This is a genomic window from Bradyrhizobium sp. P5_C11_2 (genome assembly GCF_054049755.1).
The window spans coordinates 1-12,641 of the sequence record NZ_JBFULT010000184.1 but is presented as its reverse complement, the minus strand read 5'-3'; the positions used below and the strand labels follow the sequence as shown (position 1 = coordinate 12,641).

At 63.9% G+C, this 12,641-nt stretch carries 14 protein-coding genes; 7 read left to right on the top strand and 7 right to left on the bottom strand.

Going from position 1 to position 12,641, the window contains the following annotated elements:
- A partial coding sequence (locus ACXJL8_RS18680) for a hypothetical protein (protein WP_456685380.1) occupies positions 1–445 on the bottom strand: 445 nt, incomplete at its 3' end.
- A 506-nt stretch (positions 446–951) separates the two neighbouring features.
- On the opposite strand from ACXJL8_RS18680, the gene ACXJL8_RS18675 reads away from it, so the two are divergent.
- A complete protein-coding gene (locus ACXJL8_RS18675; protein ID WP_456685379.1) occupies positions 952–1,770 on the top strand; it encodes a class I SAM-dependent methyltransferase in 819 nt (272 codons plus the stop codon).
- Positions 1,771–2,960: 1,190 nt separating this feature from the next.
- On the opposite strand, the gene ACXJL8_RS18670 is transcribed toward ACXJL8_RS18675, so the two are convergent.
- Entirely contained in the window at positions 2,961–4,193 is a 1,233-nt protein-coding gene (locus tag ACXJL8_RS18670; protein WP_456685378.1) for an MFS transporter, read from the bottom strand.
- Positions 4,194–4,323: 130 nt separating this feature from the next.
- On the opposite strand from ACXJL8_RS18670, the gene ACXJL8_RS18665 reads away from it, so the two are divergent.
- Positions 4,324–4,932 (top strand): TetR/AcrR family transcriptional regulator, encoded by a 609-nt coding sequence (locus tag ACXJL8_RS18665; protein WP_456622696.1) that lies wholly within the window; start codon positions 4,324–4,326, stop codon positions 4,930–4,932.
- Between the two features lie 314 nt (positions 4,933–5,246).
- Here ACXJL8_RS18665 and ACXJL8_RS18660 read toward each other — a convergent pair whose 3' ends face one another.
- Positions 5,247–6,620, bottom strand: a complete 1,374-nt coding sequence (locus ACXJL8_RS18660) for a PleD family two-component system response regulator (RefSeq protein WP_456623651.1) — start codon at positions 6,618–6,620, stop codon at positions 5,247–5,249.
- A 14-nt stretch (positions 6,621–6,634) separates the two neighbouring features.
- Positions 6,635–7,000, bottom strand: coding sequence for a response regulator (locus tag ACXJL8_RS18655; RefSeq protein ID WP_008566616.1), 366 nt, complete (start codon positions 6,998–7,000; stop codon positions 6,635–6,637).
- A 244-nt stretch (positions 7,001–7,244) separates the two neighbouring features.
- Between ACXJL8_RS18655 and ACXJL8_RS18650 the strand changes: the two genes are divergently transcribed.
- A complete protein-coding gene (locus ACXJL8_RS18650; protein ID WP_456623652.1) occupies positions 7,245–7,556 on the top strand; it encodes a DUF3572 domain-containing protein in 312 nt (103 codons plus the stop codon).
- Positions 7,553–8,842, top strand: coding sequence for a DNA polymerase IV (locus ACXJL8_RS18645; RefSeq protein WP_456623653.1), 1,290 nt, complete (start codon positions 7,553–7,555; stop codon positions 8,840–8,842). Before ACXJL8_RS18650 ends, ACXJL8_RS18645 begins: the two co-directional genes overlap by 4 nt.
- 16 nt (positions 8,843–8,858) lie before the next feature.
- On the opposite strand, the gene ACXJL8_RS18640 is transcribed toward ACXJL8_RS18645, so the two are convergent.
- Positions 8,859–9,014, bottom strand: coding sequence for a hypothetical protein (locus tag ACXJL8_RS18640; RefSeq protein WP_456623654.1), 156 nt, complete (start codon positions 9,012–9,014; stop codon positions 8,859–8,861).
- A gap of 200 nt (positions 9,015–9,214) precedes the next feature.
- On the opposite strand from ACXJL8_RS18640, the gene ACXJL8_RS18635 reads away from it, so the two are divergent.
- On the top strand, positions 9,215–9,622 hold the full coding sequence (locus ACXJL8_RS18635) for an ACT domain-containing protein (protein ID WP_456623655.1): 408 nt from the start codon (positions 9,215–9,217) through the stop codon (positions 9,620–9,622).
- Positions 9,623–9,716: 94 nt separating this feature from the next.
- Here ACXJL8_RS18635 and ACXJL8_RS18630 read toward each other — a convergent pair whose 3' ends face one another.
- Together ACXJL8_RS18630 and ACXJL8_RS18625 are read right to left on the bottom strand one after the other, a co-directional pair.
- The gene (locus tag ACXJL8_RS18630; protein WP_456623656.1) at positions 9,717–10,118 is read right to left on the bottom strand and encodes a RidA family protein; all 402 of its coding nucleotides are present in this window, start codon (positions 10,116–10,118) and stop codon (positions 9,717–9,719) included.
- A 170-nt stretch (positions 10,119–10,288) separates the two neighbouring features.
- Positions 10,289–11,134, bottom strand: coding sequence for a cell envelope integrity EipB family protein (locus tag ACXJL8_RS18625; protein ID WP_456623657.1), 846 nt, complete (start codon positions 11,132–11,134; stop codon positions 10,289–10,291).
- A 267-nt stretch (positions 11,135–11,401) separates the two neighbouring features.
- On the opposite strand from ACXJL8_RS18625, the gene ACXJL8_RS18620 reads away from it, so the two are divergent.
- Positions 11,402–11,869 carry a RidA family protein gene (locus tag ACXJL8_RS18620; protein ID WP_456685377.1) on the top strand — a complete coding sequence of 156 codons (468 nt, stop codon included), beginning with the start codon at positions 11,402–11,404 and terminating at the stop codon, positions 11,867–11,869.
- Between the two features lie 5 nt (positions 11,870–11,874).
- Positions 11,875–12,621 carry a glycerophosphodiester phosphodiesterase gene (locus tag ACXJL8_RS18615; protein ID WP_456623658.1) on the top strand — a complete coding sequence of 249 codons (747 nt, stop codon included), beginning with the start codon at positions 11,875–11,877 and terminating at the stop codon, positions 12,619–12,621.
- Positions 12,622–12,641: the final 20 nt, after the last annotated feature.

Here is a 12,641-nt window from a genome sequence, read left to right as displayed (position 1 = left end):
CAGTTATGCCTTTGTACTTGCCGGTACCGCCGGTGACGATATGCGTGCCGCACTTCATTTCTGGCTGCGACTTGTCGACGTCGCGAGTATCAAACGTCGAGAAAATTTTGTCACCGTCGCTGTCAGCCAGCACGCAAGCTCCGTCAATGTATTTCTTATCGCCTGATGCAACGCTCAGCGCCGCGCAATGTGCCGACATCTTGTCGAACATCTTTTCCCCCTTCATGTTTTGCGTAGTCCCGACAGCTTCCAGGTTGGTGGCGGTGCCAAGACCGGGGATGTCAATGCTCATGATCGGGCGGAAGATGAAATGTGTCACATAGGGYGTTGTCCCCTTCTTTTCCGATGTTTGTGCCCCAGCCGCTCCAGGCACAAGGGCCGCGAGGACTGCGCACACAAGAGCCGTTTCCACTGTTGAGAGTAGGCTTATTTTGAAGCGGGTCATTGGCACCTCCTACCGAGCGGCAGTCTTCAAGCCGCGACGGCCGCTTTTTGCGGAGGCTACTACATGCGTGACACGCGCACAGTTCCGCCCCTTTCCTGTTGCCAGGCAAGAGCGCAGCTTACTTTCTTAGCGAGATGGCCTCGGCCATGGCTGTACATCGTACTGAACGCATGAGCAGCTGGCTTGAGCAAAGAAACATATCGCACAAAGAGTCCGTAAGAAACACCACACCACCGAGGTATTGGTTCCAAAATACCTCCGCAGCATGTGACAGAGACGCGCAGGCTGAATGACCGCTTTGGGTCAAAATGCGAAGAACTCAACCTGAGCAAATTTGGTCTGCCATGCCTCGGTGAGCGGACCTCGGTGAGGTGCGCCGCCACTTCGGTGATGGGGGCCACAAGCGGTCGCTCGGGCCTTGCGGTTATTCGCCAGGTTGGCCAACATAGGCCGCCTGGGAACGTGGATTGTTTGGCCTTCTTAAGTCGCGGCATTAGGGGAAAGTCATGTCGGCCCCTGAACATTGGCAGATGGACGCGAGCGCCCCGGAGCTATACGAGCGCTATCTCGTCCCAGCCATCACTTCCATATGGGCTAGTGATCTCCTCGACCGCATCTCGCCGAGCGGAGGAGAAAGCGTGCTCGACATCGCCTGCGGAACCGGCGTGGTAGCTCGCCTAGCGAGGCAGCGGGGGCACACGGGGCGGCTGGTCGGCATAGACGTCAATAACGCGATGCTCGCAATTGCGCGAGAGAACTCTTCAGAAGTCGAGTGGATCGAGGGTAGCGCGCTCGACCTACCGTTCGATGCAGACAGTTTTGACGTAGTGCTCTGCCAACTCGGGTTGCAATTCTTCCCAGATCGGGCGCTGGCGCTAAAAGAAATGGTGCGCGTGCTCAAGCCCGGAGGCCGCGCTGGGATGAGTGTCTACAGCGCAATCGAGAGAACGCCAGCGGCGCATGCTTTCGTTCAGAGCCTCGAGAAATATCTAGGAAAAGCGGCCTCACGGACCAAACGGWCAGAGCATCTCTCTTGCGATGAGCACGAGGTCGGCGCTTGGGCGAAGCAGGCCGGCTTCGACGTCGTTGATGTGGTCGCCGTCACAAAGCAGATCACGTTCCCCTCGATCTTGGACTATGTCCGCTTTCAGCTTACAGCGACGCCGATGGCTGCGCTGTTGAAGGATAAAGGTGCGTCTGAGCGGGAGCGCATGATCATGTCGATTGCCGATGACGCCGCCTCCCGCCTCGACCTTTCGATGTTGGCGGGTGGCAAGTTGACCTTTCCGCAGCAATCGTTCGTGGTAGCGGCTTCACTCCACTGACGACCGCTTGGGGTCAATCGCGTCACTTTGGCCGGTGCCCTTTCTCTTCCGGCCTACCCCTGTGAACGGCCATTGTCGGACCGCCCCGGCATGTCYCAAACGGGCCAAAGTCAGACATGACAACGGCTTTAGGCGAGCAGTCCGCGTCCTTCATGCCTGCCATGTCGACGGCGAGTCATCGGCGGATATTGTCTCAACCCTCGGTTGCCCAATTCGGAATGTATGTTACCGTGCACTTGCCGGAACGGGATTTCCGTCCCGGATTTGGGAAGGACATGGTCATGAGATTGTCGTCAAGCCTTGTCGTGCCTTCAGCCCTCGCCGTCCTGTCAACTGCCGTGCTGTGCGGCCCGGCAGCGTCGCAAATCCCAACAGGCTCCGCCGCCACGCTTTCGCCCGTCACCGTCGACGCGCCGAAGCAGGTGGCAAGGCCACCTGCGCCGCAGCGGGCGGCAAACACCGGAGCCTCCTCGCGCCGGACTGCGTCAACCGCTCAAACGTCATCGTCAACCGCACGGACGCCTTCGTATGCGCCGGGTTCAGTGATGGGGAGAATTGCCAGCCTGGAGAAAGTCGCCAGCAGCTGCAACGGTGGCTGTGCATCAAGCTTTCCGCACGGCAAGGAGCCCTGGATTGGATGCAGCGAGTCGGGCGGCAATATAAATTATGGACCTTTCTCGCCAACGTGCCGAGACACCATCACCCATACATCCTACGAGAATTGCGTCGAGACGAAGGTGTTCCTGGGCGAGAATCGAAACAGAGCCCACTGGTTTTGCAGCAGCCTGGCCGCAGGCAACAGGTTTAAGGTCGCAGAACTCAAGCGGTCAGGACGTCGCTAATCCCCGTTCCAGTTGATATCGGCCAACGCTTGCCGCAGACCGCCGAGCTTCGCCCGCCGGTCGCTGCAAGCACCTCGAATTCCGCGAAGCCAAGATCAAGCGAGATCGCGGGATACGCTGAAGAACTTTGACGGGGCCCTCGAGGCCCCGTTTCTATTTGATCCGTCATCCCCGCGCGACGGCGAAGCCGTCGTCGCTGGAGGTGCGAACAGCGCGGTGCATTTGCACTGCGCTGAGAGCCTCGAAGGATGAAACGGCCCCGCTGCATCGGCCGGGCCGTCGCCCTTCGAGGGCCGCTGAAGAAGCGGCCACCTCAGGGTGACGGGAAAAGTTTGCGACTCGCGGCAGTCAGGCCGTCCGCAACACCGGTGGCTGCGACGGCCGGATCAGCGCGAACGCGACCTGGATGATGCCGCCGGCGAGGCCGAGCGCAACCCCAATGCGCCACGCCATGGTGTACGATCCGAGTGCGTCGTAGATCACCCCGCCGCCGTAGGCGCCGAGGAAGCTGCCGACCTGGTGGCTCATGAAGGCGAGGCCCTGGATCATGGCCTGCCAGCGCAGGCCGAACATCTCGGCGACGGCGCCCGCCACCAGCGGCCCTACTCCCATCCACAGGAAGCCCATGATCGCGCCGAACAGCAGCGTCGAGAATGGCGTCGCCGGCAGCATGAAGTACCAGGCGAGCGCGAGCGAGCGCAGGATGTAGATGCCCCCTAACAGCGCCAGCTTGTTCCAGCGCTGGCCGGCCCAGCCGAAGAACAGCGAGCCCAGCACGTTGAAGCCGCCGATCATGCCGAGCGTCTGCGCGCTCAGCATCGGGTCGAGGCCGCAGATGGCGAGGTAGGACGGCAGGTGCGTGGTGAGGAACACCAGCTGCATGCCGCAGACGAGATAGGCGCAGGTCATCACCACGAAGGACGCGTTGCCGAACGCCGTCTTCGCCGCGATCGCGGCGGTGGCATCGCCGATGTCGTCGGCCGAAGGCTTCGGCAGCGGAATCTGGTCGACGCGGCCGGCATACCAGGCGGCGGGGATCATCAGCACCGACATCACCACGAAGCCGGCGAGCCCGACGCGCCAGCCAAAACCCTCGTTGAGCATCTGCCCGAGCGGCGCCGACAGCAGCGCGCCGAGCGAGCCGGCGCCGGAGACGATGCCGAGCACGGTCGAGCGCACGGTCTCGGGCACCGCGCGCGCCGCCACCGACATCGCGATCGCGGCCGCGGTGCAGGCCAGCGACGTCCCGATCAGCACGCCGGCGCCGATCATGATGCTGACAAGTCCGTTCGCGGTCGCCATCAGCGCCAGGCCCACGATGTACATCAGCGCGCCGACGATCATGATAGGACGGAAGCCGTAGCGCACGGTCATCGCGCCGGCGAGCGGCTGGAGAAAGCCCCAGGCGAGGTTCTGCACGGCCAGCGCCAGCGTGAAATCMGACACCGAGATGTGAATGTCGTGGGTCAGCGGTTGGAGGAAGATGCCGAGCSWCTGYCGCAGCCCCATGCTCAGYGTSAGCATGATSGAGGCRCCGATCAGGATGGGWARYGTCGGACGCAGRACCTGCAACAGGGGCATTTTTCTTCTCCCTCGTGGGCACGGCACGCGCGCCGGCGTCTGCGATTCACGTTGATTTTGGTTACACAGACCTGTGTAACTAGGCTATAGAAGGACTGCACTGTCAAGCGAAGAGGATGTTTGCGGTCGCATGGCTCCCCCGACCAGACCACAGACGATGAAGGAGCGGATCCTCGAGACCGCCGACAAGCTGTTCTATCTGCAAGGCATTCGCGCCATCGGCGTCGATACCATCGCAGCCGAGATCGGCATCTCCAAGCGCACGCTCTACAACCACTTCCCGTCCAAGGACGCGCTGATCGCGGCCTATCTGGCGCGCCGCTTCGTGCAGCCGCGCGCCTCCGACAAACCGCCGGCCGAGCAGATCCTCGCCACCTTCGATTCGCTGGAGCGGCGTTTTGCTGCGAAAGATTTTCGCGGCTGCCCGTTCGTGAACGCGGTCGCCGAGCTCGGGCCAAAGGACCGCGCGGTGAAGAAGATCGCGATCGCCTTCAAGGAAAGCCGCCGCGTCTGGTTTCGCGACCGCCTGAACGAGCTCGGCGTGACCGATGCCGAGGCGCTAGCAACGCAGCTCGTGCTGCTGGTCGACGGCTCCATCGCGCAGGACCTCGTCCGCGACGACCCCGCCATGGCGCGCGCGGCGAAGGAAGCAGCGAAGGTGCTGTTGCGGAACGCCGGGGTGGATGTGGGGGATGGTGCGGTGAAGCCGGTGACGCAAGACAAGCGCAAGCCACACTAACCGATGTCGTCCCGGCGAAGGCCGGGACCCATAACCACGAAAGCTAGATTGGCGAAGACTCGTGGTTACCTGCTCGCACCACAACCCCTCCCTGGGGTTATGGGTCCCGGCCTCCGCCGGGACGACACTGAGTATGTGGCCGCAGTATTCGCCCCACGCCCCGACGATACCAAAATGCGCCTGTTTTGCCCGACGAGTCAAACGGCTTTGCGGACGCATAAGCCATGACTTCGCTCACGCGTAAGCCATTGATCCGACTACTGCCGGCTACTGTGCATGGGGTTGTTTTCGCGTTTTTTGTGCCGCCGGCAGCCTCACGCCGCGTGCGACACCACGCGATTACGGCCGTCGTGCTTGGCGCGGTAGAGCGCGGTGTCGGCGCGCTTGAGGACGTCGGCGACCGCCTCGCCCTTCTGCTCCAGCGTGGTCAGGCCGATCGAGATCGTGACCTCGATGCGCTTGGCGCCCTTGTGAACGGCGAAGGGCTCGCCGGCGATCGAACGGCGCAGGCGCTCGGCAACCATGCCGGCGACGTGGAGATCGGTCTCGGGCATCACGATGACGAACTCCTCGCCGCCATAGCGGCAGGCGAGATCGATGCCGCGGATCGACTTGCGCACGCGCACCGCGAATTCGCGCAGCACGTCGTCGCCGGCATCGTGGCCGTAATTGTCGTTGATCGACTTGAAGTAGTCGATGTCCAGGATCATCAGCGCCAAGGGCTTGCCGCGGGTCGAGGCCTGCTCGGCGAGCGTCGCCAGATGGCTCTCCATGTAGCGGCGATTGTGCAGGCCGGTCAGCGCGTCGGTGATCGCCATCTCGATCGAGTTCTGCACGTTGTCGCGCAGATGATCGGTGTAGCGGCGGCGGCGGATCTGGGTGCGGACGCGCGCCAAAAGCTCGGTCTTGTCGATCGGACGCAGCAGGTAATCATTGACGCCGATCTCGAGGCCGCGGAGCAGCCGTGTTGAGTTCTCGGCCTCCGCAATCGCGAGGATCGGCACATGCCGCGTTCGTTCCAGCGAGCGCGCCTGGCTGCACAGCCGCAGACCATCGAAATTGTTGAGATCGAGCGAGACGATCAGGAGGTCGTAATTGCCCTCGGCGGCGTGAAACAGCGCCTCGGTCGGATTGGGCTCGACATCGACGGTGTGCTCGGCGGCGAGCAGCGTCGCCAGCCGCTCATAGGACGACTGGCGGTCGTCGACCAGCAGGATGCGGCCGCCCTTGCCGGTGTCGGCGACGGCGCTGCGCTCGGGCGCCTGCATGCCGATCTCGAGCGAGGTGATGGCGCGCATGCGCAGCTCGTCCGTCATCATCTTCAGCCGCGTCAGCGAGCGCACGCGCGCGATCAGCACGACGTCGGAGACGGGTTTTGTCAGGAAATCGTCGGCGCCGGCCTCCAGCCCGCGGTTGCGGTCGGCGGGGCTGTCGAGCGCGGTCACCATCACGACGGGAATGTGGTGGGTCGCCGGGTCGGTCTTCAGGCGGCGGCAGACCTCGAAGCCGTCCATGTCGGGCATCATGACGTCGAGCAGGATGATGTCGCATTCGGCGCGGGCGCAGATTGCGAGCGCCTCGGTGCCGTTCGAGGCGGTCATCACGTCGAAATATTCGGCGGACAGGCGGGCTTCGAGCAGCTTGACGTTGGCAGGGACGTCATCGACGACGAGGATACGCGCGGACACTTTGAACTCACTTCCTATCCGATGAAACGCCGGACCGTCTCAATGAATTTGCCGACCGAAATCGGCTTGGACAAATAGGCTTCGCAGCCGCCCTCGCGGATGCGTTCTTCGTCGCCCTTCATCGCGAAGGCCGTGACCGCGACGACGGGTATGGCACGCAGCTCCGGATCGTCCTTGATCCAGCGCGTCACCTCCAGGCCCGACACCTGCGGCAGTTGAATATCCATCAGCACGAGGTCCGGTCGCATCTTGCGAACGAGGTCGAGCGCCTCGTAGCCGTTGCTGGTGCCCGAGGTCTGGTAGCCGTGCGCCTCCAACAGGTCGCGGAAGAGCTTCATATTGAGCTCGTTGTCCTCCACGATCAGGACGGTCTTAGCCATTCCGTCCCTCCCATTGGCCAGGAGACTGATCCGACATGTGACGCCTCAGGCGCCGCACGCCGGCGCTTCGAAAACTGGATTCAAACTAGCCTCAGATTCGCTCTAGTTTCGTTAAACCCGAGGGCCCACTTTCTGCGATGTGGTTTCCAGTTGCTTGTCTGGGGTCGCAAGACTTAAGGCCGAGACTCGGGCATGATGATTCCAAAGTAGACACTGAAAGTTAATGGAAAGGCAAACCGCGCCCTTGAAAAAGCCTGTTCACAACCCCCGCGAAGTCGCTGAAATCGTTGCGATTCAGGCGCTCTCTTTCGTCGCAGGCGAGCCGGAACGGCTGGGCCTGTTCCTGGCCGAGACAGGTGTCGGTCCGGAGACGCTGCGGAATGCCGCCTCCGACCCCAATTTTCTCCTCAGTGTGCTCGATTTCGTGCTGCGCGATGACGCCACCGTGAAGGCCTTCGCCAGCGCCTCCGAACTGCATCCGACCAACGTCGCCGCAGCGCGGCAAGTGCTGGGCGACGCGCTCGGCGACCGCACCTGGGAGCGCGACGTGCCGTGACCGCCCCCGATCCGGCCGGTCCCCGCTGCTTCTGCCGGGATTGTCTGGCCGATCTGGACATGAGCGTGCGACGCTGTTCCGCCTGCGGTTCCCCTCGCCTGGTCCGCCACCGCACGCTGTCGACGCTGACGCTTGCCCATATCGATTGTGACGCCTTCTATGCGACGGTCGAGAAGCGCGACAACCCCGAAATCGCCGACAAGCCCGTCATCATCGGCGGGGGCAAGCGCGGCGTGGTGTCGGCGGCCTGCTACATCGCACGCACCTATGGCGTGCGCTCGGCGATGCCGATGTTCAAGGCGCTCGAGGCGTGTCCGCACGCGATCGTGATCCGGCCTGACATGGCGAAATACGTCCGCGTCGGCCGCGAGGTGCGTCACGCCATGCAGGCATTGACGCCGCTGGTCGAGCCGCTCTCGATCGACGAGGCCTTCCTCGATCTCTCCGGCACCGAGCGCGTTCACGGCATGATCCCGGCAAAGGTGCTGGCGCGCTTTGCCCGCGACGTCGAGCGCGATATCGGCATCAGCGTCTCGGTCGGGCTGTCCTGCAACAAGTTCCTGGCCAAGATCGCCTCCGACCTCGACAAGCCGCGCGGCTTTGCCGCGCTCGACCAGGAGGAAGCGCGGGCGATGCTCGCCGAGAAGCCGGTCGGCTTCATTTTTGGCGTGGGGCCCGCGACGCAGGAGCGGCTGACGCAGCGTGGCTTCCGCATCATCGCCGACCTCCAGAAGGCCGACGAGATCGAGATGATGCGGCAGTTTCCGAGCGACGGCCGCAGGCTGTGGCGGCTCGCGCGCGGCATCGACGACCGCCGCGTCGAGCCCGATCGCGGCGCCAAGACGATTTCCAGCGAGACCACCTTCGAGACCGACATCCGCGACTTCGCGACGCTGGAGCGGATCCTGTGGCGGCTCTGCGAGAAGACGTCGTCGCGCCTGAAGAGCAGCGAGCTTGCGGGTTCGACCGTCACGCTGAAGCTGAAGACCGCCGACTTCCGCCAGCGCACGCGTTCGCAATCGATCGCAGCCCCGACGCAGCTCGCCGCAAAGATCTTCGCGATCTGCCGCGAGATGCTGGCGAAAGAGATCGACGGCACCGCCTTCCGCCTGATGGGCGCCGGCGTCAGCGCGCTGCGGACCGGCTCGGCCGACGACGACACCGACATGCTCGACCGCCGCGCCGCCCATGCCGAACGTGCGGTAGACAGCTTGCGCAAGAAGTTCGGCAGTACCGCCGTGATCCGTGGCATTGCGTATGAGCGACCGGAGAAGACGCAGGAGTGATTCAGCCCGGCTGAAATCAGTCGCGTTCGAAGATCCGTGCACCTGGATAGACGCGCCGGGCGTACTGAACGACCAGCTGCCGGTCCTGGCTCTCCAGGAACGGAGTTCGGATCTCACAAGACCCGACGATGAGGTGCCACAAGCCGTTGAGCTTTCGAATGATGACGTTCATTGAGCTTCCTCGCAGTGACCCGAGCTTGCCCAAAGTGTAAGCGTCCACTGCCCTCGCTCAATTGTACGAGCGTTAGAGCAGCGCATGAGAAGGGATAGAAGATATAAACAAAGGTATGTTGACGAGGCCCCTGTCAATTTGCGGCCCTGATGGGTTCCGCAGGGGCTCACTCACCTTACGCAGCTTGGGAGGCTGACACGGTGACAGGCGAACGCGATCTCAACGCGCTGCTGAGGCACATGAGGCCCGAGATGCAGTCCGGCACCTTCGTGTTTTGCACGATCCCGCCCAACGAGCCCATTCCCGCGGCGGTCAATCCATTGCTGACATTCCGCGAGCAGGAAGGAACCACGCTGGTGATCCTGCGCGAAGCAGCCGAGGCGTCAGGCTTACACCACGCGTTTGCCTCGCGCCTGATCACCCTGACGGTTCACTCCGCACTCGACGCGGTGGGCTTCCTGGCTGCGGTCACGTCCCGCCTGGCCGAAGCCGGCATCAGCGTGAATGCCGTTTCGGCCTTCCACCACGATCATCTCTTCGTACCTGCCGACAGGGCCGATGAAGCTCTAGCCATCCTTCAAGAAATATCCGGCGCGAGGCGCGCGTAGCCCGGATGGAGCGCAGCGAAATCCGGGACAGTGCATCTACGGCGACAGGTTTCCCGGATCGCGCTGCGCTCCATCCGGGCTACGGAGTCCAATTTCAATCCGCGACGGCCACCGCCTCGATCTCGATCAGCCACTCCGGCGCGGCAAGCGCGGAGACGCCGACGAGGGTGGAGGCCGGCGGCTCCATGCCTTCGAAGAAGGCGGAGCGAGCCTTGCCGATGATCGGGCGCAACTCGGGCTTGTAGCCGACCACGAAGGTCGTGATCTTGACGATGTTGGCGTAGCTCGCGCCGGCAGCTTTCAACGCATGGCCTAGGTTCTGCATCACCTGCGTGGTCTGCGCGGCGAGATCGCCCTCGCCGACGATCCGCCCCTCCTCGTCGGTCGACACCTGCCCGGAGATGTAGATGGTGCGCGCGCCCGTGGCGGTGACGACGTGGGAATAGGCCGGATTGTGATGCAGGCCGCTGGGACGGAGATGATCGAGCTTGGGCATGGTGCTTGCCTCCCGGAGGTTTGTGGTTGGGAGCAAGCGTAGCCGCAGAGTGCGTTGAGGGCCAGCCCGTCATTGCGAGGAGCTCTTGCGACGAAGCAATCCAGAATCTTTCTACGGAGGGATTCTGGATTGCTTCGCTGCGCTCGCAATGACGGAGGAGAGACGCGCCCTCAATTGCAGGGCTTGCTGTCCTTGACGTCGAACTTGCCCATCGCGCCTGAGATCACAAAATCGTTGTAGTCGAGCACGAGCTGGCGGGAGACGCCGTTCTCGTAGAGCTCGAACGCCATCGCATAGACCGGCGTCTGCTCGCCCTCCTTCTGCTGGGCGTCACGGTCGAAATAGCTGACGGTGACGGGCCAGCGCTTGAGCGATTTCATGTGCTCGTCCGACGTCGACGGATCGGGCGCGGCGGTGCGGTCGGCGGGGATCGGCTGGCCGATCACGGTCAGCGTGTTGTAGACTTTCTGGCCGTCGTCGGAGCCGTCATAGACGGACAGCTCCAGCAGCGACTTGCCGTCCTTGGCGGCGGCGATGATGCGCTGGATCTGCTCGGTCGGGAACACGACCTTGCCGTCGAGGGTGAAGGTCTTCGGCGCCGGCAGCTTCAGCTTGACGTTGATGTGGTCGCCGTCGCGCTCCGCCGAGCCGTCGACCCGGCCGGCATCGGCCTCGTTCATCCGCGTCTCGATCTTGAAGCGGTAGCTCTTTCCCGCGGCGTCCTCCCAGGAATTGGAGCGGAGGTCGCTGAGCGTGACCTTGCCCTCGCCGCTGTCGAGCTCGGAGACCTGGCGGAATTCGGACGTGTAGCCCTCGCAAGAGCTCCCGGCGAAATTGTAGAGGATGCGGCCGCGCGCGCTGTTGACCGAGTTCGAGCGCGATTTCACGAGGCTCAGATCATAGAGCGCCTGATGCGCGAGGAACGGACCGTTGGCTGCGTCAGCCCCTCCGCCGGCGCCGAAAGCGGCCGCCGCGAGCGCCATCACACCGAGCGAAGTCCGGAAAAGGTGCACCATGTCTGTTCCTTGAGGATGCGTCCTTCGGGAAGCGCAGATTCGATACTTTAATGACCGTTCCATTGCGTCGCAACTGCGGCGGTTTCACGTAAAGTTGCGGCCCCGCGTTGAACCCCCTGTCCCGCCTCGGGAAAATGTAGTCCGGCGCAGCTCCCGCCGCCCGCACCGGCTTGCTTGCATGTGGCGGCACGATGGGCGAAACAGGGCAGGCCCGGCCGCGAACAGCCGCGCCGGGGCGGATGAATTCCAAGATATCGAGGTCGAGACATGGCGGGTACGGTCGAGCAGAAACTGGCGGAACAGGGCATCAAGCTGCACGAGGCCCCCACCCCCGTGGCCAATTACGTGCCGTTCGTGCGCACCGGCAATCTGCTGTTCGTCTCCGGCCAGGTCTGTTTCGCTCCCGACGGCAAGCTGATCGCCAAGGGCAAGCTGGGCGCCGGTGTCTCGCTCGAAGACGGCGCAGCGGCCGCGCGCGGCTGTGCCGTCAACCTGCTCGCCCAGGTCAAGGCGGCGCTCGGCGACCTCGACAAGGTCGTGCGCGTGGTGCGTCTCGGCGGCTTCATCAACTCGRCACCCGACTTCCTGGACGGGCCGAAGGTCCTCAACGGCGCCTCCGACCTGATGGTCGCGGCCTTCGGTGACAAGGGCCGCCACGCCCGCACCACCGTCGGCGTCGCCTCGCTGCCGGCGGACGCGGCGGTCGAGGTCGAAGGCGTGTTCGAGGTCGCCTGACGCGGATGCGCGCTCCTGATTGGCTGACAGCCCGGCCGGTCGCCCATCGCGGCCTGCACGACATCTCGCGTGGCATCGTCGAGAACATGCCGGGCGCGGTGCAGGCGGCGATCGCGGGCAATTTTGCGATCGAGGTCGACATCCAGCTCTCCGCTGACGGCGAGGCCATGGTGCATCACGACCACGCGCTCGGCCGCCTCACCGAGACCACCGGCGACGTGGTCGACAAGACCGCGGCGGAGCTGAAGGCCATCAGGTTCAAGGACACGGCCGAGCGGATGATGTCGCTGTCCGACCTCTGCGCCATGGTCGCCGGCCGCGTGCCGCTGGTGATCGAGGTGAAGAGCCATTTTGACGGCGACCGCAAGCTGGTGAGGCGGATGGCCGAGGTGCTGGCGTCCTACCAGGGCCCCGCCGTCGGCATGTCCTTCGATCCCGACCAGGTGCTGGCGCTGCGCGAACTGCTGCCCTCCCGCCCGCGCGGCATCGTCGCGCAGCGCACCTATGAGGACGAGTATTGGGCGAAGCTGACCGAGGCACAGCGCGACAGCATGCTGTACCTGCGCCACGGGTTGCAGACCCAGCCGCACTTCGTCGCCTTCAAGGTCGACCATTTGCCGGCCCCCGCCCCCTGGATCGCCCGAAATGTGTTCGGCTGCGCCCTGCTCGGCTGGACCGTGCGCACCCCCGAGCAGCGGACGCGCGTCGGGCAGTACGCGGATCAGATGATCTTTGAGGGATTCGTGCCGTAGCCCCTGGCGTCGTCCTGGCG